The 23,408-nt window shown below is 73.5% G+C and carries 24 protein-coding genes; 17 read left to right on the top strand and 7 right to left on the bottom strand.

What is annotated here, in order from left to right; all coding sequences use genetic code 11:
- Positions 1-40: 40 nt before the first annotated feature.
- Together IF27_RS23350 and IF27_RS23345 are read right to left on the bottom strand one after the other, a co-directional pair.
- Positions 41-811 (bottom strand): ABC transporter permease, encoded by a 771-nt coding sequence (locus IF27_RS23350; RefSeq protein ID WP_052851713.1) that lies wholly within the window; start codon positions 809-811, stop codon positions 41-43.
- Positions 808-1,746: an ABC transporter ATP-binding protein gene (locus IF27_RS23345; RefSeq protein ID WP_052851712.1), complete on the bottom strand. Its 939-nt coding sequence runs from the start codon at positions 1,744-1,746 to the stop codon at positions 808-810. The genes IF27_RS23350 and IF27_RS23345 overlap by 4 nt, the downstream gene beginning before the upstream one ends.
- A gap of 188 nt (positions 1,747-1,934) precedes the next feature.
- Here IF27_RS23345 and IF27_RS23340 point away from each other — a divergent pair, with 188 nt between their 5' ends.
- From IF27_RS23340 to IF27_RS23305, 8 genes are all read left to right on the top strand, one after another.
- Entirely contained in the window at positions 1,935-2,753 is an 819-nt protein-coding gene (locus IF27_RS23340) for a helix-turn-helix transcriptional regulator (RefSeq protein WP_052851711.1), read from the top strand.
- Positions 2,750-4,171 carry a Fe-S cluster assembly protein SufB gene (sufB, locus tag IF27_RS23335; RefSeq protein WP_052851710.1) on the top strand — a complete coding sequence of 474 codons (1,422 nt, stop codon included), beginning with the start codon at positions 2,750-2,752 and terminating at the stop codon, positions 4,169-4,171. Before IF27_RS23340 ends, sufB begins: the two co-directional genes overlap by 4 nt.
- A 100-nt stretch (positions 4,172-4,271) precedes the next feature.
- A complete protein-coding gene (sufD, locus tag IF27_RS23330) occupies positions 4,272-5,453 on the top strand; it encodes a Fe-S cluster assembly protein SufD (protein ID WP_052851709.1) in 1,182 nt (393 codons plus the stop codon).
- Complete coding sequence (locus IF27_RS23325; protein ID WP_052851708.1) at positions 5,450-5,791, top strand: non-heme iron oxygenase ferredoxin subunit; 342 nt, start codon at positions 5,450-5,452, stop codon at positions 5,789-5,791. The genes sufD and IF27_RS23325 overlap by 4 nt, the downstream gene beginning before the upstream one ends.
- A 7-nt stretch (positions 5,792-5,798) precedes the next feature.
- A complete protein-coding gene (sufC, locus tag IF27_RS23320; RefSeq protein WP_052851707.1) occupies positions 5,799-6,563 on the top strand; it encodes a Fe-S cluster assembly ATPase SufC in 765 nt (254 codons plus the stop codon).
- Positions 6,560-7,819 (top strand): cysteine desulfurase, encoded by a 1,260-nt coding sequence (locus tag IF27_RS23315; protein WP_052851706.1) that lies wholly within the window; start codon positions 6,560-6,562, stop codon positions 7,817-7,819. Before sufC ends, IF27_RS23315 begins: the two co-directional genes overlap by 4 nt.
- An 18-nt stretch (positions 7,820-7,837) precedes the next feature.
- Positions 7,838-8,290: a Fe-S cluster assembly sulfur transfer protein SufU gene (gene sufU, locus IF27_RS23310; protein WP_052851705.1), complete on the top strand. Its 453-nt coding sequence runs from the start codon at positions 7,838-7,840 to the stop codon at positions 8,288-8,290.
- On the top strand, positions 8,287-8,625 hold the full coding sequence (locus IF27_RS23305; protein ID WP_052851704.1) for a metal-sulfur cluster assembly factor: 339 nt from the start codon (positions 8,287-8,289) through the stop codon (positions 8,623-8,625). Before sufU ends, IF27_RS23305 begins: the two co-directional genes overlap by 4 nt.
- A gap of 125 nt (positions 8,626-8,750) precedes the next feature.
- Here IF27_RS23305 and IF27_RS23300 read toward each other — a convergent pair whose 3' ends face one another.
- A complete protein-coding gene (locus tag IF27_RS23300; RefSeq protein ID WP_052851703.1) occupies positions 8,751-8,987 on the bottom strand; it encodes a hypothetical protein in 237 nt (78 codons plus the stop codon).
- A gap of 161 nt (positions 8,988-9,148) precedes the next feature.
- Here IF27_RS23300 and IF27_RS23295 point away from each other — a divergent pair, with 161 nt between their 5' ends.
- The 4 genes from IF27_RS23295 to IF27_RS23280 are packed head-to-tail and all read left to right on the top strand — an operon-like array spanning position 9,149 to position 11,878.
- On the top strand, positions 9,149-9,469 hold the full coding sequence (locus IF27_RS23295; protein WP_052851702.1) for a DMT family transporter: 321 nt from the start codon (positions 9,149-9,151) through the stop codon (positions 9,467-9,469).
- Positions 9,469-10,065 (top strand): TetR/AcrR family transcriptional regulator, encoded by a 597-nt coding sequence (locus IF27_RS23290; RefSeq protein ID WP_052851701.1) that lies wholly within the window; start codon positions 9,469-9,471, stop codon positions 10,063-10,065. Before IF27_RS23295 ends, IF27_RS23290 begins: the two co-directional genes overlap by 1 nt.
- A 10-nt stretch (positions 10,066-10,075) precedes the next feature.
- The gene (gene dapD, locus IF27_RS23285) at positions 10,076-11,062 is read left to right on the top strand and encodes a 2,3,4,5-tetrahydropyridine-2,6-dicarboxylate N-succinyltransferase (protein ID WP_052851700.1); all 987 of its coding nucleotides are present in this window, start codon (positions 10,076-10,078) and stop codon (positions 11,060-11,062) included.
- A 42-nt stretch (positions 11,063-11,104) separates the two neighbouring features.
- Positions 11,105-11,878: an EI24 domain-containing protein gene (locus IF27_RS23280; RefSeq protein WP_338058221.1), complete on the top strand. Its 774-nt coding sequence runs from the start codon at positions 11,105-11,107 to the stop codon at positions 11,876-11,878.
- 28 nt (positions 11,879-11,906) lie between these two features.
- Here IF27_RS23280 and IF27_RS23275 read toward each other — a convergent pair whose 3' ends face one another.
- The 3 genes from IF27_RS23275 to IF27_RS23265 form a co-directional block, all read right to left on the bottom strand.
- Entirely contained in the window at positions 11,907-12,446 is a 540-nt protein-coding gene (locus IF27_RS23275; RefSeq protein ID WP_190233079.1) for a hypothetical protein, read from the bottom strand.
- Between the two features lie 156 nt (positions 12,447-12,602).
- Complete coding sequence (gene dapA, locus IF27_RS23270) at positions 12,603-13,496, bottom strand: 4-hydroxy-tetrahydrodipicolinate synthase (RefSeq protein WP_110946183.1); 894 nt, start codon at positions 13,494-13,496, stop codon at positions 12,603-12,605.
- A 67-nt stretch (positions 13,497-13,563) separates the two neighbouring features.
- Positions 13,564-15,417: an endonuclease/exonuclease/phosphatase family protein gene (locus tag IF27_RS23265; RefSeq protein ID WP_052851697.1), complete on the bottom strand. Its 1,854-nt coding sequence runs from the start codon at positions 15,415-15,417 to the stop codon at positions 13,564-13,566.
- 240 nt (positions 15,418-15,657) lie between these two features.
- Here IF27_RS23265 and IF27_RS23260 point away from each other — a divergent pair, with 240 nt between their 5' ends.
- The 3 genes from IF27_RS23260 (at position 15,658) to IF27_RS23250 (ending at position 20,158) form a co-directional block, all read left to right on the top strand.
- Entirely contained in the window at positions 15,658-17,205 is a 1,548-nt protein-coding gene (locus IF27_RS23260) for a hypothetical protein (RefSeq protein ID WP_052851854.1), read from the top strand.
- A gap of 130 nt (positions 17,206-17,335) precedes the next feature.
- Positions 17,336-18,433 carry a serine hydrolase domain-containing protein gene (locus IF27_RS23255; protein ID WP_052851696.1) on the top strand — a complete coding sequence of 366 codons (1,098 nt, stop codon included), beginning with the start codon at positions 17,336-17,338 and terminating at the stop codon, positions 18,431-18,433.
- 171 nt (positions 18,434-18,604) lie between these two features.
- Entirely contained in the window at positions 18,605-20,158 is a 1,554-nt protein-coding gene (locus IF27_RS23250) for a galactose-binding domain-containing protein (protein WP_223291181.1), read from the top strand.
- 70 nt (positions 20,159-20,228) lie between these two features.
- Here the strand turns inward: IF27_RS23250 and IF27_RS23245 are convergent, their stop codons facing one another.
- Positions 20,229-21,050, bottom strand: a complete 822-nt coding sequence (locus IF27_RS23245) for an NAD-dependent epimerase/dehydratase family protein (RefSeq protein ID WP_052851695.1) — start codon at positions 21,048-21,050, stop codon at positions 20,229-20,231.
- Positions 21,051-21,223: 173 nt separating this feature from the next.
- Between IF27_RS23245 and IF27_RS23240 the strand changes: the two genes are divergently transcribed.
- Positions 21,224-22,153 (top strand): 5-dehydro-4-deoxyglucarate dehydratase, encoded by a 930-nt coding sequence (locus tag IF27_RS23240; RefSeq protein WP_052851694.1) that lies wholly within the window; start codon positions 21,224-21,226, stop codon positions 22,151-22,153.
- On the top strand, positions 22,150-23,367 hold the full coding sequence (locus IF27_RS23235; protein WP_052851693.1) for a hypothetical protein: 1,218 nt from the start codon (positions 22,150-22,152) through the stop codon (positions 23,365-23,367). Before IF27_RS23240 ends, IF27_RS23235 begins: the two co-directional genes overlap by 4 nt.
- The last annotated feature ends 41 nt before the right edge of the window (positions 23,368-23,408 follow it).

Here is a 23,408-nt window from a genome sequence, read left to right as displayed (position 1 = left end):
GCCCGGAGCTTGTGCGCCGATTCACGAGCCCCCGGACGGGCTACTCCCAGCGGAAGAACCGGGCAGCCGCCGCGGGGGCGAGGACCGCCCAGACCGCGAGGACGCCCGCGTCGCCCCAGGGCATGCCCGCGCCGTCGCGCAGCACGTCCCGCAGCCCGTCGGCCAGGGCGCCGACCGGCAGCAGCTCCAGGACCACGCGCACGCCGTCGGGGAAGTCGTCCAGCGGGATGATCACCCCGCCGAAGAAGACCAGCAGGACGAACACCAGGTTCGCGGCGGCCAGCGTCGCCTCGGCCCGCAGCGTCCCCGCCATCAGCAGTCCGAGCCCTGAGCAGGCGGCGGCGCCCAGCACCATCAGCGCGGCGACGGCGAGCGCGTTCCCGCGCGGCGACCACCCCAGGGCGAACGCGACGGCGCACAGCAGGGCCGTCTGGAGCAGCAGCGTGACGAGGACGGCGCAGGTCTTCCCGCACATCAGCCCCCAGCGCGGCAGAGGAGAGGCGGCCAGGCGCTTCAGCACGCCGTAGCGCCGCTCGTAGCCGGTGGCGATGGCCTGGCTGGTGAACGCGGTGGACAGCACGGCGAGCGCCAGGATGCCCGGCGCCAGGAAATCGACGCGGTCGGCGCCGCCGTCGTCCGGGAGGTCCACGAGGTCCACCGCGCTGAACAGGACGAGCAGCAGCGTCGGGATCACCGCGGTCAGCAGCAGCTGCTCACCGTTGCGCAGCAGCATCCGCGTCTCCAGGGCCGCCTGCGCCGTGATCATGCGGGAGACGGGGGCCGCGCCGGGGCGCGGTGCGTGGCCGGTCATGGCCGCAGCTCCTTGCCGGTCAGCTCCAGGAAGACGTCCTCCAGGGTGTGCCGCCGCGTGGTGATCCGGTCGGGCATCACGCCGTGCTGCGCGCACCAGGCCGTCACGGTGGCCAGCATGCGTGGGCCCACGTCCCCGGTGACCCGGTAGCTCCCCGGGCTCGGCTCGGTGACCTCGCTCCCGGCGGGCAGCGCGGCGCGCAGCGAGACGAGGTCCAGGCCGGGCCGCCCCGCGAAGCGCAGCACGTCGGCGGCGCCGCCGCGGCCGAGCTCGTCCGGCGTGCCCTGGGCGACGACCCGGCCGCCGTCGATGATGGCGACGTCGTCGGCCAGCTCCTCCGCCTCGTCCATGAGGTGCGTCGTCAGCACGGTCGTGACGCCGTCGGAGCGCAGCGCGCGGACGAGGTCCCAGGTGGCGTGCCGTGCCTGGGGGTCGAGGCCCGCGGTCGGCTCGTCGAGGAAGACCAGCTCGGGGCGGCCGACCACGGCCAGCGCCAGCGCGAGCCGCTGCTTCTGGCCGCCGGACAGGCGGCGGTACGGCGTGCGCGCGGCGGGGCCGAGGCCGAGGCGTTCGGTCAGCTCCGCCGTGTCGAGGGGGTGGGCGTGCAGCCCGGCCATGTGGCGCAGGATCTCCCCGGCGCGGACGCCCGGGTAGACGCCGCCTGCCTGGAGCATGACGCCGACGCGGGGCCGCAGGTGGCGCGCGTCCTTGACGGGGTCGAGGCCGAGCACGCGGACGCGGCCCGCGTCGGGGGTGAGGTAGCCCTCGCAGCACTCGACGGTGGTGGTCTTCCCCGCGCCGTTCGGGCCGAGCACGGCCGTCACGGTCCCGGCGCCGACGGTCAGGTCCAGTCCGTCCACGGCGGTGGTGGCGCCGTACCGCTTGACCAGTCCGCTGACCACGACGGCCGGTGCGGCGGCTCCTGTGGACTGCATGGGGGCGAGTCTAGGTCCGGGGACACGGCCGTCCGGCGGGGGGTCGCCGCCGGGTTACGGTGTGCGGGAGCAGCCGCCGTCCGCCCGTCGGCCGCGGACAGCTTAGGTAAGCCTTACGTGACGCACTCCATCCGCGCAGGTCAGGACGCGGCTTGCCGCTCTCCGGAGAATTACGCAACAATGGCGTTGTGAAAAACGGGAACGAGCGGCGCGACGCGCCCACGGCCGCCACGGCCGCGGGTGAGGCCGTCCCTTCCCCGGTACCGGCCGACGAGCAGTCGGGCACCCGGCACCGCGTGGTCCGTTCGATCCGCGATCACGGGCCCTCCACCGCGGCGGAACTGGCCGGTCGGCTCGGGCTGACCCAGGCGGCCGTGCGCCGTCACCTCGACGCGCTCGCCGCCGACGGGCTGGTGGAGCCGGGGGAGAAGCGGCTGCGCGGCTCGCGCGGCAGGGGGCGCCCCGCCAAGGCGTTCGCGCTCACCGACTGCGGCCGGGACGCGTTCGACCAGGCGTACGACGAGCTGGCCGTCGAGGCGCTCGGCTGGATCGAGCGGGCCGCCGGGGGCGGCGAGCAGGGGGCCGCCGCCGTACTGGCCTTCGCGCGGGCACGCGCGGCCGAGCAGGCGGAGCGGTACCGTCCCCTGCTGGAGGACGCGGCGCCCGGGGAACAGGTCGCCGCGCTCGCCGAGGCGCTGTCCGCCCAGGGCTACGCCGCCGCCGCGCACGCGGTGAAGGCCCCGGCGGGCGAGCAGCTGTGCCAGCATCACTGTCCGGTGGCGCACGCCGCCGCCCGCTACCCCCAGCTGTGCGACGCGGAGACCGAGGTGTTCTCGGTCCTGCTCGGCAGCCATGTGCAGCGTCTGGCCACCATCGCCCATGGTGCCGACGTGTGCACGACGTTCGTGCCGGGCGTCGCCGCGCCCGGCGGCGCGGACGGCGCGGCCACCGCCAGCGCACCCAAGACCACCGCAACAGCACGCATCGCCGGGAGGAACCCCGCATGACGCTCCCCACGGAGACCGCCCACCCCGAGCTCGACGGCCTGGGCAAGTACGAGTACGGCTGGGCCGACTCCGACACGGCCGGGGCAGGCGCCAGGCGCGGCCTGTCCGAGGACGTCGTCCGGGACATCTCGGGGAAGAAGTCCGAGCCCGACTGGATGCTCAAGCTGCGGCTGAAGGGCCTGAAGCTCTTCGGCAAGAAGCCCATGCCGAACTGGGGCTCCGACCTGAGCGGCATCGACTTCGACAACATCAAGTACTTCGTCCGCTCCACCGAGAAGCAGGCCCAGAGCTGGGAGGACCTGCCGGAGGACATCAAGAACACGTACGACCGGCTCGGCATCCCCGAGGCGGAGAAGCAGCGGCTGGTCGCCGGTGTCGCGGCACAGTACGAGTCGGAGGTCGTCTACCACCAGATCCGTGAGGACCTGGAACGGCAGGGCGTCATCTTCCTCGACACGGACACCGCGCTGAAGGAGCACCCCGAGCTGTTCCAGGAGCACTTCGGCACGGTCATCCCGACCGGTGACAACAAGTTCGCCGCGCTCAACACGGCCGTCTGGTCGGGCGGCTCCTTCATCTACGTGCCGCCGGGCGTGCACGTGGACATCCCGCTCCAGGCGTACTTCCGGATCAACACCGAGAACATGGGCCAGTTCGAGCGGACGCTGATCATCGTGGACGAGAACGCGTACGTCCACTACGTCGAGGGCTGCACGGCGCCGATCTACAACTCGGACTCCCTGCACTCGGCCGTCGTCGAGATCATCGTGAAGAAGGGCGGCCGGTGCCGCTACACGACGATCCAGAACTGGTCGAACAACGTCTACAACCTGGTGACCAAGCGCGCCGTCGCCTACGAGGGCGCCACCATGGAGTGGGTGGACGGCAACATCGGCTCCAAGGTCACCATGAAGTACCCGGCCGTCTACCTCATGGGCGAGCACGCCAAGGGCGAGACGCTGTCCATCGCGTTCGCCGGTGAGGGCCAGCACCAGGACGCCGGGGCCAAGATGGTCCACATGGCGCCGCACACCTCCTCGAACATCGTCTCCAAGTCGGTGGCGCGCGGCGGCGGGCGCACCTCGTACCGCGGCCTGATCGAGATCAGCGAGGGCGCGTCCGGCTCGAAGTCCAACGTGCTGTGCGACGCGCTGCTCGTGGACACGATCTCCCGCTCCGACACGTACCCGTACGTGGACGTCCGCGAGGACGACGTGACGATGGGCCACGAGGCGACCGTCTCCAAGGTCAGCGACGACCAGCTCTTCTACCTGATGAGCCGCGGGCTGTCCGAGTTCGAGGCGATGGCGATGATCGTGCGCGGCTTCGTCGAGCCGATCGCGAAGGAGCTGCCCATGGAGTACGCCCTGGAGCTGAACCGGCTGATCGAGCTCCAGATGGAGGGCTCGGTCGGCTGACGCCGGTCCCGTCCCGGTCCTGCCGGGACAGTCCGACACCCAGGTACAGGTCAAGCAGAGCCGATCACGGCCGATCAAGAGAGTGAGCACGACGAGACCCATGGCCGATGCCCAGAGTATTCCGGCAGGCGCCAGCGCGGGCGGGTCGGTCGCGGTGGCTGCCGAGTCCACCGTCGCGACCCGGATGAGCGCCCCCCCGTCGTTCGACGTGGCGGACTTCCCCGTGCCGCACGGACGCGAGGAGGAGTGGCGCTTCACGCCGCTCGAACGGCTGCGCGGCCTGCACGACGGGACCGCCGTCGCCGACGGATCCCTGAAGGCGGACCTCACGCTGCCCGCGGGCGTCACCGCGACCACGGTCGGCCGTGACGACCCGCGGATCGGCCGCGCGGGCAAGCCCGTGGACCGCGTCGCGGCGCAGGCGTTCAGCTCCTTCGAGAAGGCCACCGTCGTGACGGTCCCGGCCGAGGCCGTGCTCGCCGACCCGGTGCGCCTCGTGCTGCACGGCGAGGGCGGCGCCACGTTCGGCCACACGATCATCGAGATCGGCGCGTTCGCCGAGGCCGTCATCGTCGTGGACCACACGGGCGACGCGGTCCGCTCCGCGAACGTCGAGTTCCAGATCGGCGACGGCGCGAAGGTCACCTTCGTCAGCGTCCAGGACTGGGCCGACACCGCCGTGCACTGCTCGCAGCACAGCGTGTCGGTCGGCCGCGACGCGACGTTCAAGTCCGTCGTCGTCACCTTCGGCGGCGACCTGGTGCGGATCCACCCGCACATCGAGTTCGCCGGTCCCGGCGGTGAGGCCGAGCTGTACGGGCTCTACTTCACCGACAACGGCCAGCACCACGAGCACCGCCTCCTCGTGGACCACAACCAGCCGAACTGCCGCAGCAACGTCGCCTACAAGGGCGCGCTCCAGGGGCGGGACGCGCACGCGGTGTGGATCGGCGACGTCCTCATCCGCGCCGCCGCCACCGGCACCGACACGTACGAGCTGAACCGCAACCTCGTCCTCACCGACGGCGCCCGCGTGGACTCGGTCCCCAACCTGGAGATCGAGACCGGCGAGATCGTCGGCGCAGGCCACGCCTCGGCGACCGGCCGCTTCGAGGACGAGCAGCTGTTCTACCTCATGGCGCGCGGCATCCCGGCGGACGAGGCCAGGCGCCTGGTGGTGCGCGGCTTCTTCGCCGAACTCGTCCAGCAGATCGGCGTCCCCGACGTCGAGGAGCGGCTCGTCGCCAAGCTCCAGGCCGAGCTGGAGGCGTCGATCGCATGACCGTGACCGAAGGCTTCGTGCGGGCCTGCGCGCTGGACGATCTGGAGACGGACGTCCCGCTGCGCGTGGAGCTGGGCGGTGTCCCGGTGTCCGTCGTCCGCACCGAGGGCGAGGTCTTCGCGGTGCACGACATCTGCTCGCACGCGAACGTCTCGCTCTCCGAGGGCGAGGTGGAGGACTGCCAGATCGAGTGCTGGCTGCACGGTTCGAGCTTCGACCTGCGCACGGGCAAACCCTCCGGGCTGCCCGCCACCCGTCCCATTCCCGTTTACCCCGTCAAGATCGAGGGAGACGGCCCCGACGCGGCCGTGCTCGTCTCCGTCACCCAGGAGTCCTGAAGGCACCATGGCAACGCTTGAGATCAACGACCTGCACGTCTCCGTCGATGCCGAGGGCGGACCCACCGAGATCCTGCGCGGGGTCGATCTGACCGTGAAGCAGGGCGAGACGCACGCCATCATGGGCCCCAACGGTTCCGGCAAGTCCACCCTGGCCTACTCGCTGGCCGGTCACCCCAAGTACACCGTCACCGGCGGCACCGTCACGCTGGACGGCGAGGACGTCCTCGCCATGTCCGTGGACGAGCGGGCCCGCGCGGGTGTCTTCCTCGCCATGCAGTACCCGGTCGAGGTCCCCGGCGTCTCGGTCTCCAACTTCCTGCGCACCTCCGCCACCGCCGTCCGCGGCGAGGCCCCCAAGCTGCGGACGTGGGTCAAGGAGGTCAAGGAGGCCATGGCCCGGCTGGAGATGGACCCGGCCTTCGCCGAGCGCAACGTCAACGAGGGCTTCTCCGGCGGTGAGAAGAAGCGCCACGAGATCCTCCAGCTGGAGCTGCTGCGGCCGAAGGTCGCCATCCTCGACGAGACCGACTCCGGCCTCGACATCGACGCGCTGCGCATCGTCTCCGAGGGCGTGAACCGCGTCCGTGAGTCCGGCCAGGTCGGCACGCTGCTGATCACGCACTACACGCGCATCCTCCGCTACATCAAGCCGGACCACGTGCACGTCTTCGCGGCGGGCCGCGTCGTCGAGTCGGGCGGCGCCGAGCTGGCCGACAAGCTTGAGGCCGAGGGCTACGAGCAGTACACCAAGGGGGGCGGCGCGTCATGAGCCATGACCTGCCGGGTCTCCTGGACACCGAGGCGATCCGGAAGGACTTCCCGATCCTCGGCCGCACGGTCCACGACGGCAAGAAGCTCGTCTACCTGGACAACGCCGCCAGCTCGCAGAAGCCGCGCCAGGTGCTCGACGCGCTCAGCGAGTACTACGAGCGCCACCACGCGAACGTCCACCGCGGCGTCCACGTGCTCGCCGAGGAGGCCACGGCCCTGTACGAGGGCGCGCGCGACAAGATCGCCGCGTTCGTCAACGCGCCGAGCCGCGACGAGGTGATCTTCACCAAGAACGCCTCGGAGTCGCTCAACCTGGTCGCCCACATGCTGGGCTGGGCCGACGAGCCCTACCGTGTGGACTCCTCCACCGAGATCGTCATCACCGAGATGGAGCACCACTCCAACATCGTGCCCTGGCAGCTGCTCGCGCAGCGCACGGGCGCGAAGCTGAAGTGGTTCGGCCTCACCGACGACGGCAGGCTCGACCTGTCGAACATCGACGAGATCATCACCGAGCGCACCAAGGTCGTCTCCTTCGTCCTCGTCTCCAACGTCCTCGGCACCCACAACCCGGTCGAGGCCATCGTCCGCCGCGCCCAGCAGGTCGGCGCGCTGGTGGTGCTCGACGCCTCGCAGGCGGCGCCGCACATGGCGCTCGACGTGCAGGCGCTCGGCGCCGACTTCGTGGCCTTCACCGGCCACAAGATGCTCGGCCCGACCGGCATCGGCGTGCTGTGGGGACGGCAGGAGCTGCTGGAGGACCTGCCGCCCTTCCTCGGCGGCGGGGAGATGATCGAGACCGTCACGATGGAGCACTCCACGTACGCCCCGGCGCCGCACAAGTTCGAGGCGGGCACGCCGCCGGTCGCGCAGGCGGTCGGGCTCGGCGCGGCCGTGGACTACCTGGGCGGCATCGGGATGGACCGGGTCGCCGCCCACGAGCGGGCGATCACCGGGTACGCCCTCGGGCGGCTCGCCGAGGTGCCGGGGCTGCGGATCATCGGCCCCGCCACGGCCGAGGACCGGGGCGCCACCATCTCGTTCACCCTGGGCGACATCCATCCGCACGACGTCGGGCAGGTGCTCGACGAGCAGGGCATCGCCGTCCGGGTGGGCCACCACTGCGCCCGTCCGGTCTGCCTGCGCTACGGAATTCCGGCGACCACGCGAGCGTCGTTCTATCTGTACTCGACACCGGCCGAGGTGGACGCCTTGGTCGAGGGGCTTGAGTACGTGCGTGGCTTCTTCGGATGACGAGGGCGGATTGAGGACGTGCAGCTGGAATCGATGTACCAGGAAGTGATCCTGGACCACTACAAGCACCCCCACGGGCGCGGCCTGCGGCCGGGCGACGCGGAGGTGCACCACGTCAACCCGACGTGCGGTGACGAGATCACCCTGCGCGTCCGGTACGACGGGGCAACCGTCGCCGACGTCTCCTACGAGGGACAGGGCTGCTCCATCAGCCAGGCCAGCGCCTCCGTGCTGAACGAGCTGCTGGTCGGCAAGGAGCTGACCGAGGCGATGGCGGTCCAGGCGACGTTCCTGGAGCTCATGCAGTCCAAGGGGCAGATCGAGCCGGACGACGCCATGGAGGAGGTGCTGGAGGACGCGGTCGCGTTCGCCGGTGTCTCCAAGTACCCGGCGCGGGTCAAGTGCGCCCTGCTCAGCTGGATGGCGTGGAAGGACGCGACCGCGCAGGCACTGGAGAGGGAGAAGCTGTGAGCGACACCGGGACGACCGCGACGGCGCCGGCGAGCGAGGAAGAGGTCCGCGAGGCGATGATGGACGTCGTCGATCCCGAGCTGGGGATCGACGTCGTGAACCTCGGGCTGATCTACGGGGTGCACATCGACGACGCGAACGTCGCGACGATCGACATGACCCTCACCTCGGCCGCCTGCCCGCTCACCGACGTCATCGAGGACCAGGCGCGGTCGGCCACCGACGGCCTGGTCTCCGAGCTGAAGATCAACTGGGTCTGGATGCCGCCGTGGGGCCCGGACAAGATCACGGACGACGGGCGGGAGCAGCTGCTCGCGCTCGGCTTCAACATCTGAGGGCGGGGGCGGCCTGGTGCCGCCCCCGACACTGCGCGGAAGGGGCGCGGGTGGTGACCGGACCGGTCGCCGCCCGCGCCCCTTCCGCGCTCTCCGGCCCGTGCGCCGCCGGGGTCGGGGTGCCGTCAGGCGCGGTCCACCAGCATGGCGTGGCCCTGGACGCGCGCGCAGTGCGCGCAGCAGTAGAAGTGGCCGTCCTCGGTCTCCAGGCCGTGCCCCATGATGCGGCAGCCGCAGTTCTCGCAGATCGGCGCCATGCGCTGCACCGCGCACTCGAAGCTGTCGAAGACGTGGACCTCCCCGGCCGCGCGCACCTCGAAGGCCATCCGGTAGTCGTTGCCGCAGGTCTCGCACTCGGCCATCGGTCTCGTTCCCTCCTGTGACGTCCCGGGCGCGGGGGTGGGTGGCCCCGGGGGCGTGCCCGTGTCCGCGGCAAGGATGGCGCCGCCCGCGGGGGCGGCGGGCGGTGGCGCGCGCGGGGGTCACTCCAGCGGCCGGACAGCCTATGTGTACGCTTGTACATATGACGTACGTACTGCTCGCCTGCGCGATCCTCGCCGAGATCGCCGGGACCACCCTGATGAAGGTCAGCGACGGCTTCAGCAAGCTGTGGCCCACTCTCGGCACGACCGTCTGCTACCTCGTGGCGTTCCTGCTGCTCGCGCGCACGCTGCGCCAGCTCGACGTCGGCGTCGCGTACGCCATCTGGTCCGGCGCGGGTACCGCGCTGATCGCCGCGATCGGCATCCTCTTCCTGGACGAGCCCGCGACCCTGGCGAAGGCGCTCGGCATCGGCCTGGTGATCGCCGGGGTCGTCGTGCTGAACGTCGGCGGGGCCCACTGATGGCCGCGGCGGCCCGCCGTGCCCGCCGTCACGACCCGGACCGCCGCGAGCGGATCGTGGACGCCGCCGTCCGCGTCGTCGAGCGGGACGGCATCGCCGCCCTGAGCCACCGCGCCGTCGCCGCGGAGGCGGACGTGCCGCTCGGCTCGACCACCTACCACTTCACCGACCTGGACGCCCTGCTGACCGCCGCCCTGGAGCGCGTCAACGACGGCTGGCTCGGCTGGCTCGCGGCCTGGCTCGGCGACGCCCCGCCGGACGAGGCGCCCGCCGACGCCGCGGTCCGCCTCATCGACGACTGCCTCGGCCCCCGCCTCGCGCAGACGCGTCTGGAGTACGAGCTGTACTTCGCCGGGCTCACCCGTCCCGTCGTCCGGCCGCTCGCCGCCCGCTGCCTGGACGACATGGCCGTGCTCGTGCGCCCGCTCGCGCCCGACGAGGCCACCGCGCGCGCCGTGGTCGCGCTGCTCGACGGCCTGCTGATCCAGCTCATGCTGACCGGCAGGCCGCACGACCCCGGGCAGACGCGGGCGGCCTTCGCCCGGCTCGTGCCCGGGAACCGGACCGGTTCGCCGCGCGGCCCTTCCACCCGTTAGCGTCGGGCACATGACCGACGCAACCACCTCCGCCCCCGGCGCCGTCGCCGCCGGACTCGCCACCCTCGCCCCCGACGGGACCGTCCTCGACACCTGGTACCCCGCGCCGGAACTGGCCGACGAGCCCGGCGTCACGGGCACCGAGCGCCTGACCCCTGAGCGGGCCGCGGAACTGCTCGGCGCCTCGGCGCCCGCGGCCCTCGGCCCCGACGCGCGCCGAGGCGTCGAGGTGGTGGCGGTCCGCACGGTCATCGGCTCGCTGGACGGCAAGCCCGTGGACGCGCACGACGTCTACCTGCGGCTCCACCTCCTCAGCCACCGCCTCGTGCGGCCCCACGGCCTCAGCCTCGACGGCGTGTTCGGCCTGCTCGCCAACGTCGCCTGGACCAACCTCGGCCCCGTCCCGGCGGACGGCGTCGAGCGCGCCAGGCTCGCCGCGCGCGCCGAGGGCGTCCGCCTCTCCGTGACGAGCGTGGACAAGTTCCCGCGCATGACGGACTACGTGGTGCCCGCCGGGGTGCGGATCGGCGACGCCGACCGCGTGCGCCTCGGCGCCCACCTGGCCCCCGGCACCACCGTGATGCACGAGGGCTTCTGCAACTACAACGCGGGCACCCTCGGCACCTCCATGGTGGAGGGCCGCATCAGCGCGGGTGTCGTCGTCGGGGACGGCTCGGACATCGGCGGCGGCGCGTCCATCATGGGCACGCTCTCCGGCGGCGGGAAGCAGACCGTCGCCATCGGCGAGCGGTGCCTCCTCGGCGCCCAGGCGGGCATCGGCATCTCCCTGGGCGACGACTGCGTCGTCGAGGCCGGGCTCTACGTGACGGCCGGGACGCGCGTCACGCTGCCCGACGGCGCCGTCGTCAAGGCCCTCGAACTGTCCGGCGCGGACAACCTCCTCTTCCGCCGCAACTCCACCACGGGCACCGTCCAGGCGCTGCCGAGGACCGGCACCTGGGGCGGCCTCAACGCGGCTCTGCACAGCCACAATTGACGCGTTCGTCGGCCACGGGCCCGGGGCGCTAGCCTGACCGGCGTGAACGGATTCCTCGCCGGCCTGCGCCTCCTGCTCCAGGGACAGCGCTGGGTGTTCCGGCGCCCCCGCAGGCTCCTCTTCGGCCTGCTGCCCGCGCTGATCACCCTGGCCGTCTACGCCGCGGCGCTCGTGGCCCTCGCCCTCTGGGCGGGGGACCTCGCCGTCTGGGCCACGCCCTTCGCCGACGACTGGGGCAGCCCCTGGCAGTCACTGCTGCGCACCTCCTTCGCGCTCCTGCTCGTCGGAGCCGCCCTGCTGCTGGCCGTGATCACCTTCACGGCCGTGACGCTGCTGGTGGGCGAGCCGTTCTACGAGTCCCTGTCGGAACAGGTCGAGGACTCGGAGGGCGGTGCGCCCCCGGGGCCCGACCGGCCGCTGTGGCAGGACCTGGCCGTCTCGCTGCGCGACAGCGCCCAGGTCCTGCTGCGCGTCCTGCTGTTCACCGTCCCCCTGTTCTTCCTCGGCTTCGTCCCGGTGCTGGGGCAGACGGTCGTCCCGGTGCTCGGCCTCGGCGTCTCCGGCTTCTTCCTGACCGTCGAGCTGTCCTCGGTCGCCATGGACCGCCGGGGCATCTCCGTGCCGGACAGGATGCGGCTGCTGCGCGGGAGGCTCGCCGTGACCCTGGGGTTCGGGCTGCCGCTCGTGCTGGCGTTCCTCGTGCCCGTGGTGGCCGTCCTGCTGATGCCCGGGGCGGTCGCCGGGGCGACGCTGCTGGTGCGCGACCTCACCGCAGAGCCCCCGGTCGCGGCTCCCGTGACGCTCGGCAAGGCGTGAATCCTCCCGGCCCGGCCAGCCAGCCCGCTCAGCCCCGCCCCGCCTCCGCGCCCGACCCCGGCCGGACGGGACGGGGCCCGGGTATCCCGGCCGCCCGTCCCTCCCTGCGCCACATCCGGGGACCGACGGCGAAGATGAACAGGACAGCGCCCAGGAGGAAGTAGCTGTCCACGACGGTCCCCGACCACGTGGCCCAGCCGGTGTTCACATGACCCCGGTCGTCGTCGAACATGCCGTAGGGCATCGCGCCGCTGTGGATGAGCACCTGGTCCACCGTCCCCGCCACCCCGCGCACCACGAGCAGCGGCACGCCGACCCACAGGCCGCAGGCGGCCAGCGGTGACGGCAGCCGGGGCGATCGGACGAGCAGCAGGACGGCCGCCACGCACAGGACGATCACGACGGCGTTCGGCAGCAGATTGGCCCACCCCGTGACACCGGTGCCCGGATCGGTACCGACGCCGTGACGCCCGTTGTCGAAGATCGCCCACACATGACCCGCGGCGAACAGAACGGTCCAGACAAGTGCGGCCGGTACGGCCCAGCGGCTGACGGAAAACCTCTTCATGTCACGCAGAGTAATCGGCGCGGACCCGCCCTGTCGTCACCCTCCCGGGGGAAAACCCGTCCCTCTGAGGGTTGATACCGCGATCACGACGCCTGGCCGGACCACGCGGTTGTCACGCCTCGTGATCGCCCGGCCCCCCGTCGGCTCACCCGCGCCTCACGCCGCCACCGCCCCCCGCAGCGCGGCGGCCAGACGCTCCGTCAGCTCGGGCCCCGCCGCCAGCAGCGGCGAACGCACCGGCCCGCCCGGCAGCCCGGCCGCCGCGAACAGCGCCTTCACCGCCACGGTCGCCGGAACCTCGCCGAACACCGCGTCCACCAGCGGCAGCAGCGCCCGGTGCAGCCGCGCCGCCTCCTCCGCGTCCCCCTTGTCGAAGGCGTCGATCATCGCCGTGACCCGCACCCCCACGAGGTTGGCGACCGTGCTCACCACGCCGCTCGCCCCGATCGACAGCAGCGGCAGGGTCAGCTCGTCGCTCCCCGAGTAGTACGCGAGGTCCGTGTCCGCCAGCACGAGACCCGACTTGAGCAGGTCGAAGGAGCAGTCCTTGACCGCCACGACCCGCGGATGCTCCGCCAGGCCACGCAGCGAGTCGGCCGTCAGCGCCGTGCCCTCGCCCGTCCGCGCCGGGACGTCGTAGAGCATCACCGGCACCTCAGCCGCGTCGGCGACCGCCCGCAGATGGTGGACGATCCCCTCCTGCGTCGGCCGCGAGTAGTACGGCGTCACCACCAGCAGGCCGTCGGCCCCCGCCGCGCCCGCGGCCCGGCCGAGCGCCACCGTGTGCCGGGTGTCGGCGGAACCGACGCCCGCCACGACCGAGGCGCGGTCGCCGACCTCCTCCACCACGGCCCGCACCAGGGCGGTCTTCTCCGCGTCGGAGGTGGTCGGCGACTCGCCGCCCGTCCCGTTCACGACCAGGCCGTCACAGCCGCCGCGGTCCACGAGATGGGCCGCGAGCCGCCGCGCACCGGCCAGGTCGAGCGAACCGTCCCCGGCGAACGGGGTGATCATCGCCGCGAGGGTGCGGCCGAAAGGAGCATCACGCATGCGCCGAGTCTGCCCGCCGCCCCACGCCCCGTCCACCGACAACCGCCCACGGCGCGCGGCGCCCGGCTCACGGCCGGAAGCGCAGCACCTGCGGGTCGTGGTCGCTCGCCTGGTCGGCGAACTCCGCGTTGATGTGCACGATGTCGTAGTCGAACCGCCGGATCGAGGGCGACACCAGGGTCTGGTCGAGCACCTGCGAGTTGCCCTGGAAGACGTACGTGTAGCGCTCGTCACGCGGCAGGCTGTCCACGGCCGACCGCAGCGCCCCGTGCCGGGTCAGCGCCCGCGTCACCGGCGAGAACTCGAAGTCGTTGATGTCCCCGAGCACCACCACGCGCGCCCGCCGGTCCACCGCGGCGATGTCCCGCACGAAGCCGTTCAGCACCTCGGCCTGCCGCAGCCGCTGCTCCTCCGAGACCCGCGCCGGGGGCTGGAAGCGCCCGGACAGCGGCTGGTCCCCGCCCTTGGACGCGAAGTGGTTCGCGACCACGAAGACCGTCTCGCCCCGGAACACGAACTCCCCGGCCAGCGGCTTCCTGCTGTCCGTCCACGCCGCGTCCTGCGGCGCGACCCGCCCGGGGGAGTGCGTCAGCGCCGCCGTCCCGCCCCGGCGCACGACCTCGGTGGCCGTCGTCGCGTCACCGCCCGCGCGGTCCGTGAAGGAGACGCGCTCCGGGTTGTAGAGGAACGCGGTGCGGATGTTGCCGCCCGGCTGGCCGCCGTCCGCGCCGTCCACCGGATCGACGAGCCGCCACGCGTACCGCGGGCCGCCCGCCGCCTCGATCGCGTCCGTGAAGCGCCGCAGAGTTCCCTCCGCGCCCACCGTGCCGTCGTCCGTCGGGCCGCTGTCGTCCTGGATCTCCTCCAGGGCCAGGATGTCGGGCGACGCCAGGTTGTCCGCGACGGCGGCGGCCAGCCGCTCGTACTTGGTGGCGGGGTCGCCCGGGTTCAGGTTCTCGACGTTGTAGGTCGCGACGGCCAGTTCGTCGGCACGCTGCTCGCGGGTGCGCTCCGGCGTACGCCCCCCGTCCGCCACCGTGCCGATCTCCCGCGCGGCCAGCGTGTAGCCGCCGAACTCGTCGAAGTCCAGCGGCCCTGTCGTCGTCCCCGTCAGCACGTCCCCTGTGTCGGCCCGGGGGAACGGCTCCTGGGCGACGGGCACCAGCGACTCCACCTTGAGGCGCCCGCCGTTCTGCGCGTCGTACGACCCGTAGCGCACGCCGCCGCCCGCCGTACGGTTCTCGCGCGGCTCGACCGTGACCCACAGCTCGTAGTACGGCGTGCTGGGCCCGACGACGGGCACGTCCGTGACGCTGACGGCCATGCCCTCCAGCGACTCGTAGAGGTCAAGCGCGTACTTCCCCGGCCGCAGTGCAAGGCCCTCGATGCTGCCGCCCGCCGCGCGGTCGCCCCGCGGCGCGTACCGGTCGGGGACGGCGCGCGCGTCCAGCCGCACGGGCGCGGGCAGCGGGTTGCCCGACGAGACGACCGTCACCGTCGGCCGCGACAGCTGCGTCACCGACTGGCCGCCCGAGCCCTCGCCGCCGTAGTAGTACTCGCCGACGTCGGCCGTCACCAGCACGGCGTCGCCCACGGCGACCTGGGGCGTCGAACTCGTGAAGACGAAGACGCCCTCGCTCGTCGCCCGGTCGCGGTCGGGCGACGGGTCCTGGATCCAGAAGCCGCGCGAGCCGTACGTCCGCACGCCGGTCACGACGCCTGGCACGTCGGTGACCCGCTGCCCGGCGTACGGCGACAGGCGGGTGGTGCCCTGGACGTCGTGGACACGCACGGCGTCCGCCGCGTCGGCGGCCGAGGAGGGGTGGGCGAGGAGGGTGGCGCACAGACCTGCGGCGAGCACCGGCCCGAGGGCTGCGGTGGTCGCACGGAACGTGACTCGGGGACGGCGTGCTGCGGTCAAGGGTTCCTCCGGGAACGCGACGACGCTACGCGCGTCAAACTCCCGTAGCCGGGGCGGTCGTGTCAACGCCCCCCGGATGAACGGACGTCGCACTCCCGGCCCGCGCGCCGTCCGCTCCCGCGCGGCCCGGGGCGGCTGACTTCGCGTCAACGGCAGCCCTCCGGCTCCCTTAGGCTGGTGCACTGCCCCCTGTGGTCCCGATGAGGAGCGATCGTGAACTCCGGTGACGCGCGTCCCGTCATGCCGCCCGTGCGGCTGCCCTCCGACGCCGAACTGGCCCGTGAGGCGCTTGCCGCCCCCCTGCTGGCGCGCGCCGTCACCCTCGCCCGCTGGGCGGAGAAGGGGGTGCCGGTCGGCGCGGGCGGTGAACTCCTCGCCGACGACCTCGCCTCGGCGGCGGCGGCCCTGGGCTTCGCGCCCGACGACGAGGGCACGGGGCTCGCCTCCGACGCCTGGAACTTCGCGGTGGACAGCGGCCTCGTCCACGTCACCGAGTCCGACGACGACGCGGGGGACGACGACGAGCACGACGACGAGGCGGGCGTCGGCCCGGCCGACGACACCCCCGTCGGCACCGCGACCGCGGGTGAGGAGCTGGAGCGGCTGACCGCGGGCGACCCGTCCGACGTCCTCGACATCTGGACGGACGGCGTCGAGGCCGTGCTCGGCGACGCCGCGACGCCCACGTTCGAGGAACTGCTCGGCGGCCTCCCCGGCCTCGGCGACGCCCTCACCGCCGACGGCGAGATCGACCCCGAGGCCATCGACCTCGACGCCCTCGACTGGGACCCGGACGAGGAGGCCGACTTCCTCGACTCCGCGCTGGCGAGCCTCTACCTGTTCGCCGTCACCGACGAGGCGGGCCAGGGCGTCTCCCTGGTGCCGCTGCCGATGGTCGCGGCGGCCTCCGTGCTCCCCGACGACGTGGAGGAGCTGTCCGAGTCGGACCTCGACGAGCTGTCGGCGGCCGTGCTCAAGCTGGACGACCGCTTCACGACCCTCGCCGGGACCGGGCTGCTCGACTACCGCCCGGTGGACGAGTCGGTGCTCGCCGAGGCGGGCGACGTGACGGACGTCTCCGGTGCGGCCGACGACGCCGAGGACCCGGACGACGACGACATGACCCGCTACGGCCTGGCGCGTCTCACGCCCCTCGGCCTCTACGGCGTCCGCCGCCGCATGCTGGACGCCGGGGTGGACGCCCCCGCGTTCGGCGAGCTGGCCGACGCGGACGCCGCCGCCCTCCTGGCCGCCCTGCCCTACCGGCCCGAGGCCATGGCGCGGGAGGAGGCGGAGCTGTGGCTCGACGGCCGCGACCCGCTGCCCGCCGCCCGTCAGCTGCTGGAGGCGGCGCGCGGCGACGACCCGGCCGCCCCCGGCCGCCGCCTCGGCTGCCAGCTGGTGCTCTCGCTGCTCGGCGACCCGGCCGAGCCCGCCGTGCGCGACGTCCTGGACGACCAGCAGCTCGGCGGCCTGGCCCGCGTGTGGCTGGCCGAGCGGGGCGCGGCCGACGTGCCCCAGCCGGACGAGGACATGGTCTTCTGGCTGACCATCGACACGCTCGCCGCCCAGCTCGCCGCCTTCGGCGACGAGGAGGAGGCCGTCGAGCTGCGGGAGCTGGTGTCGGGGCTCGCCGGGCAGCACAGCGACTTCTTCGAGCGCGCCTGGCGCACCGAGCACCCGGCGACGGCCGACGTCCTGGAGGCGGTCGGCCGCCTCCACCCGGACCGGCAGCTGGCCAAGCAGGCGCGCAAGGCCGCGTTCCGCTCGCGCTCCCGGGAGCAGTGAGCCGCGCCGCCGCACCACCACGCGCGGGCCGCCGTCCCGGATCGCGGGCGGCGGCGCGGGGTAGCACGGGGTAGGGGGCCCGCGCAGACGTCCGCGGGCGCGTGTCCCGGGCGGGAGGCGGAGCAGCGCGGTGCCACGCGTCGGCGGTACGGTCGCCCCCGGGTACGAGCCGGTACGGGACGCGTTCGCCGCCGTCCTGGCGTCGGAGCCGGGCCACGCGGCCCAGCTGGCGGCGTCCGTGGACGGCTCCCCGGTGGTCGATCTGTGGGGCGGGCCCGGGCTCGACGGCGACTCGCTGCTCGGGGTCCTCTCCGTGACCAAGGGCGTCGCCTTCCTCGCCGCCGCGCTCCTGATCCAGAGCGGCGAACTCGATCCCGGTCGCGAAGTCCGCTCCTACTGGCCGCAGTTCGCCGCCGAGGGCAAGGCGGGCGTGACCGTCGGGGAGCTGCTGACGCACCGCGCCGGGGCGATCGGTACGCGGGAGGGCTTCAGCCCGGCCGAGCTGGCCGACGACGCGCTGATCGCCGGACGTGTCGCGGCCCACGCCCCGTACTGGCGCCCCGGCAGCGCCTTCGGCTACCACTCGCTGGTCATCGGCGCGCTGACCGGCGAGCTGGTGCGGCGCACGACGGGGCTGACGCTCAAGGAGTTCCACGACCGGCGCGTACGCGTCCCGTTCGGCGTGGACCTCCACCTGGGCCCGCCCGCGCGTGACGTGCGGCGGGTCGTGGACGTCCTGCCGCCGCTGGCGCCGCCCCCCGGGCCGCCGCCCGCCGCCGACAGCCTCCTCGGCATCGCCTCCAGCGCGCACCACCCGGCGTTCCTGCCGCCGCATCTGCTGGTCAACGACCCCGTGTTCCGCGCGGGCGGGCAGGCGTCGGCGGGCGGCGTCGCGTCCGCGCGGGGACTCGCCCGGTTCTACGCGGTCGCGAACGCGCTGCTCACGCCCGCGACCCGGCGCGCCGTCGCCCGGCCGCACGCCGTGGGGCACGACCTGGTGCTCGGGACGGCACGCGCGTACGGGCTGGGCTTCCTCGTGGCCTGGCCGTCACCGGGCGGCGGGGCGTTCGGGCACGACGGGGCGGGCGGTTCGGTGGGGCTCGCCGATCCACGGCACGGTCTCGTGTTCGGCTACACCCGCCGCCGCTTCCCGTCGCGGGACGCCGCGGCCGACGGCGTACGGCTGCTGCGTGCCGTCCGCGGCTGCGCGCGGGCCCGCCGTGGCTGAGCCCGGCTTCTTCCGTGTGGGCATCGGTATTTGACGGTTCGACACTAATATTTTGCGATCATCCGTTGTCTTTTTGCGCGGACTCTGGACGGCGCACGCCGCCGCTCATACTCTCTGGGCGCTCGGGCGAGAGATCCACCTTCCCCTCACGACGCCAAAGGGACGTGACCCGTGACTCCGATTCCGCCCTCATCCCCCGCCGACCCCTCCCTCATCGCCGCCGAGATCGGGCGGCGGCGCCTGCTGGCCCTCGGCGCGGGCGCCGCCGCGGCCGGTATCGGCTGGACGGCCCTCGGCCCGGCGGCGGGCCCCGCCCGCGCGGCCGACCTCCCGCCCGCCTCCTACGACGTGCACCTCTTCTACTACCCCTGGTACGGCGCGCCGTCGCGGCACGGCAGCTGGCTGCACTGGCAGCAGGGCGGCCACCAGCCGCCGCTCGACGTCGGCGCGGACCTCTACCCGACGCTCGGCCCCTACGACTCGGGGGACGCGGCCGTCGTCGCGCAGCACATGGCGTGGGTACGGCAGGCCGGTGTCGGCGTCGTCGCGACGACCTGGTGGGGCCAGGGCGGCTACGAGGACCAGCGCGTGCCGCTGCTGCTGGACGTCGCCGCCCAGTACGGCGTCAAGGTCGCCTGGCACCTGGAGCCGTACGGCAGCCGTACCGCCGCCTCCACCGTGGACGACATCCGCTACATCAACGCCCGCTACGGCGCGCACCCGGCCTTCTACCGCGACGCGCGGCACGGCGACCGGCCCGCGTTCTACGTCTTCAACAGCCTGGCCATCACCGACTGGTCGCCGCTCGCGCAGGTCAACGCGGCCAACATCGTGCTGACGCAGACCACCGACGTCTCCAAGGCCACCTACTTCGGCGGCCTGTACAACTACTCGGTGCCGACCGACTTCAACGGCTGGAAGGGCATCGCCGACTGGTGCCGCGCCAACGGCCGGATCTGGGCGCCGTCCATCGGCCCCGGCTACATCGACGACCGCGCCGTCCCCGGCAACACCACGATCACCATCCCGCGCGAGAACGGCGCGACCTACGACCGGCTGTGGGCGGGTGCCCTGTCCCCCGACAACGGCGGCTCGCCCGACTGGGTGTCCATCACCTCGTTCAACGAGTGGCACGAGGGCTCCACCATCGAGCCCGCCTCGTCGAACCCGCCCGCCGGGCACAACTACCAGACGTACGTGGGCGCCTGGGGCACGACAGGCGCCGCGGCCGAGGTCTCCTACCTGGAGCGCACGCGCCACTGGGTCGAGGAGTTCACCGGTGGCGGCGGCCCCACCACGCCGCCCCCCAACCCGGACCTCGCGCTGCGCAGGCCCGTCACGGCGAGCGGCTGGACGCAGGGGTACGCCGCGGTCAACGCCGTGGACGGCGACCCGGTCTCGTACTGGGAGAGCCCCAACCACGCGTTCCCGCAGTGGATACAGATCGACCTCGGGAGCGTGCGGGACGTCTCCCGCGTCGTCCTCGGCCTCCCGCCGCAGCCCGCGTGGAACGCGCGGACGCAGACCGTCGCCGTCCAGGTGGAGGAGCTGGGCATCTGGCGCACGGCCGCCCCCGCCGCGGGCCGCGCGTTCAGCCCGGCCACCGGCAACACGGCCACGATCACGTTCCCCTCGGTCCGCAGCCGGTACGTCCGGCTCACCTTCACGGGCAACACCGCCTGGCCCGCCGGGCAGGCGTTTCGCGTCGAGGTCTACGCCACCTGAGCGGCCCCGCCACCAGGCCGGTCCCGGGCGGTGACGTCCCCCCGCCCGGGACCACGGCGGCCACGGCGGCTCAGCGCGGCCAGATCGGCGGGTCCGTGACGAAGTGGCCGCCCAGGTACGCCTGGTCGGGGCGCGTGGTGTCCAGCTCGCCCTCCCGCGCGATCAGCGCCTCGGCGAAGACCTCCGAGTCGTCGCGCGGCTCGTAGCCCAGCGCCTTGGACGCCGACAGGTCCCACACGGCGCGGGTGTTGGCCGACGAGCCGTAGACCACGGTGTGGCCGACGTCCTCGGCGCTCAGCGCCGCGTGGAAGAGCCGCGCCCCGTCGGCCGGGCTGAGCCAGACCGACAGCATCCGCACCGAGGTCACCTCGGGGAAGCACGAGCCGATGCGCACGGACACCGTCTCGATGCCGAACTTGTCCCAGTAGAACTGCGCCAGGTCCTCGCCGAAGCACTTGGAGAGCCCGTAGAACGTGTCGGGCCGGTGCGGCGTGGCGACGGGGACGCGCGGCTCGTCCGGCTTCGGCCACGGCGTGTGGCCCACCGCGTGGTTGCTCGACGCGAAGATCACCCGGCGCACGCCCTCGGCGCGGGCGGCCTCGTACAGGTGGTAGGTGCCCTCGATGTTGGCGCGCAGGACCTTCTCGAACGTCGATTCCAGCGAGATCCCGGCCAGGTGGAGGATCGCGTCGCAGCCGCGCACGGCGGCGGCGAGCGCGTCCCGGTCGTGGAGGTCGGCGGTCACGGCGTCGGGCGCGCCGGGCACGGGCAGCGCGTCGAACAGGCGCAGCCGGTAGCCGTACGCGGGCAGCAGCTCCCGCATGAGCGTCCCGACACCCCCCGCCGCGCCGGTGAGCAGAAGCGTGCGATCGGTGTGCTGAGCTGCGGTCATCCCGGCTCCGTCCCTCGGTGCGTTCCCTCGCGCGGCGTTCATATATGGGGACAGGCTAAAGAGAGACTACCCGCACGTCAACGGCAACTTGACCGCTCAATCGGCCCTGAACTAGCGTGTTCGTTCAGGAATATGGACACCGATCACCACTGTGTACGGCCAGGGAGATGTGCATGACCGAAGCCGCGCTCGCCGGACGCCTCGGGGGACTGCTGTTCTTCCCGGTGACCCCCTATGGTCCCGACGGCTCCGTGAACCTCGACGCCTACCGCGCCCATGTCCGCGCCGGGATCGACGCCGGCGCGGGCGCCGTCTTCGCCGCCTGCGGCACCGGCGAGTTCCACGCCCTGACGCCCGACGAGTTCGGCGCCGTCGTCGCCACCGCCGTCGAGGTGACGGCCGGGGCCGTGCCCGTGGTCGCCGGGACCGGGTACGGCACGGGCATGGCCGTGGACCTCGCCCGCCGTGCCGAGGCGGCGGGCGCCGACGGCCTGCTCGCCCTGCCGCCCTACCTCGTCGTCGCGCCGCAGGACGGCCTCGTCCGCCACTACGCCGCGATCGCCGCCGCCACCGCCCTCGACGTCATCGTCTACCAGCGCGACAACGCCGTCTTCACGCCGGAGACCGTCGTCCGCCTCGCCCGTACCCCGGGCATCGTCGGCCTGAAGGACGGCCTCGGCGACCTCGACCTCCTCCAGCGCACGATCTCCGCCGTCCGCGCCGAGCTGCCCGGCAGCGCGTTCCGCTACTTCAACGGCCTGCCCACCGCGGAGCTCACCGGCCTCGCCTACCGCGGCCTCGGCGTGCACCTCTACTCGTCCGCCGTGTTCTGCTTCGCGCCCGAGATCGCCCTCGCCTTCCACGCCGCCCTCGCCGCCGACGACCGGGAGACGACGACGGCGCTGCTCGACGGCTTCTACCGGCCGCTGGTCGAGCTGCGCAACCAGGGCCGCGGCTACGCCGTCTCGCTCGTCAAGGCGGGCGTGCGGCTGCGCGGCCTGGACGTCGGCCCGGTCCGCGCCCCGTTCAGCGAGCCCGAGCCCGCGCACGTGGAGCGCCTCGCCCGGCTCGTCGAGACCGGCCTCACGCTGGTGAAGCCGTGACGGCCCTCCCGCGCGCGGGCGCGTTCGTGTACCCCTGGGACGTCGCGGGCGACCCGGCCGCCGCCGACCGGCTCGCCTCCCTCGGCGTCGCCCAGGCGACCCTGGCCGCCGCCTACCACTCGACGCGCGCGCTCACCCCGCGCCACCCGGCGCACCGCGTCGTCACCGCGCGGCACGCCGCCGTCTACTACCCGCCGGGCAGCCGCTGGTCGCGCCGCGCGCTGCGGCCGTACCCGCAGGGCTGGCTGCCGGGCGAGGACCCGTACGGCGAGGCGGCGGACGCCCTGGCCGCCGCGGGGCTCGACGTCCACACCTGGGTGATCCTCGCCCACAACACCCGGCTCGGCGAGGAACATCCGCAGAGCACCGTCGTCAACGCCTACGGCGACCGCTACCCCTGGGCCCCCTGCATCGCCCGCCCCGAGGTGCGCGACTACGCCGTGACGCTCGCCGCCGAGGCGGCCGTGCGGCCGGGGGCGCGCGGCACCGAGCTGGAGTCCTGCGGCTGGTACGGCCTCGACCACCTCCACGCGCACGACAAGATCGGCGGCGCGGGGCTCGGCGGCGTCGGCGGCTTCCTCATGTCCCTGTGTTTCTGCGACATCTGCCGCGCGGGCGCCGCCGCCCACGGCCTCGACCCCGACGCGCTGCGCGCGCAGGTCGCGAAGGCGCTCGAACCGTTCTGGACGGACGGCCCCGCCAGGCCGCGCCCCGCCTACCGGGCGGACGAGTGGGCTGCGGTACGCGAGCTGCTGGGGGAGGAGACGGCCGCCGCCGTGGCCGCCTGGCGCGGCGCGACCGCCGACCGGTTCCAGCGGGCGGCGGTCGCCGCCGTCCGTGAGGAGGCGGCCAGGCGGGGCGTCGAGGGCTTCCGCGTCCTGCTGCACGCCGACCCGGCGCCGCACCGCTGCGGCGCCAACGCGGGCGTGGACCCGGCCGGTGTCCTCGCGCACGCCGACGGCGTCGTCCTGCCCTGCGCCGGGGGAGCGACGGCCCGCGCGGACGTCCTCGCCCCCTTCGCCCCGCACCGTGACGCACATCACACCGTCGTGGCCAACTTCCCCGTGGTCGCGGGGATGGGCGGCAGCCCCGCCACGCTCGCCGACGACGCGCGCCACGCGGCCGGGCTCGGCGCCACCGAGCTGCGGCTCTACCACTTCGGCCTCGCGTCGGACGCCGACCTGGACGCCGTGGCGGTGGCCCTGGGCGGCTGAGGCGGAGGGCGCGATTCCGTAACGGTGCCGCATCGTGTTAC

This window comes from Streptomyces avicenniae (assembly GCF_000719135.1).
GTDB classification, from domain to species: Bacteria; Actinomycetota; Actinomycetes; order Streptomycetales; family Streptomycetaceae; genus Streptomyces; species Streptomyces avicenniae.
This window is presented reverse-complemented; position numbering and strand designations above follow the sequence as displayed.

Coding starts and splice junctions, on each gene's coding strand:
- IF27_RS23350 (WP_052851713.1), bottom strand. CDS start 811: ATGACCGGCCACGCACCGCGCCCCGGCGCGGCCCCCGTCTCCCGCATG.
- IF27_RS23345 (WP_052851712.1), bottom strand. CDS start 1,746: ATGCAGTCCACAGGAGCCGCCGCACCGGCCGTCGTGGTCAGCGGACTG.
- sufB (WP_052851710.1), top strand. CDS start 2,750: ATGACGCTCCCCACGGAGACCGCCCACCCCGAGCTCGACGGCCTGGGC.
- sufD (WP_052851709.1), top strand. CDS start 4,272: ATGGCCGATGCCCAGAGTATTCCGGCAGGCGCCAGCGCGGGCGGGTCG.
- IF27_RS23325 (WP_052851708.1), top strand. CDS start 5,450: ATGACCGTGACCGAAGGCTTCGTGCGGGCCTGCGCGCTGGACGATCTG.
- sufC (WP_052851707.1), top strand. CDS start 5,799: ATGGCAACGCTTGAGATCAACGACCTGCACGTCTCCGTCGATGCCGAG.
- IF27_RS23315 (WP_052851706.1), top strand. CDS start 6,560: ATGAGCCATGACCTGCCGGGTCTCCTGGACACCGAGGCGATCCGGAAG.
- IF27_RS23300 (WP_052851703.1), bottom strand. CDS start 8,987: ATGGCCGAGTGCGAGACCTGCGGCAACGACTACCGGATGGCCTTCGAG.
- IF27_RS23295 (WP_052851702.1), top strand. CDS start 9,149: ATGACGTACGTACTGCTCGCCTGCGCGATCCTCGCCGAGATCGCCGGG.
- IF27_RS23290 (WP_052851701.1), top strand. CDS start 9,469: ATGGCCGCGGCGGCCCGCCGTGCCCGCCGTCACGACCCGGACCGCCGC.
- dapD (WP_052851700.1), top strand. CDS start 10,076: ATGACCGACGCAACCACCTCCGCCCCCGGCGCCGTCGCCGCCGGACTC.
- IF27_RS23275 (WP_190233079.1), bottom strand. CDS start 12,446: ATGAAGAGGTTTTCCGTCAGCCGCTGGGCCGTACCGGCCGCACTTGTC.
- dapA (WP_110946183.1), bottom strand. CDS start 13,496: ATGCGTGATGCTCCTTTCGGCCGCACCCTCGCGGCGATGATCACCCCG.
- IF27_RS23260 (WP_052851854.1), top strand. CDS start 15,658: ATGCCGCCCGTGCGGCTGCCCTCCGACGCCGAACTGGCCCGTGAGGCG.
- IF27_RS23245 (WP_052851695.1), bottom strand. CDS start 21,050: ATGACCGCAGCTCAGCACACCGATCGCACGCTTCTGCTCACCGGCGCG.
- IF27_RS23240 (WP_052851694.1), top strand. CDS start 21,224: ATGACCGAAGCCGCGCTCGCCGGACGCCTCGGGGGACTGCTGTTCTTC.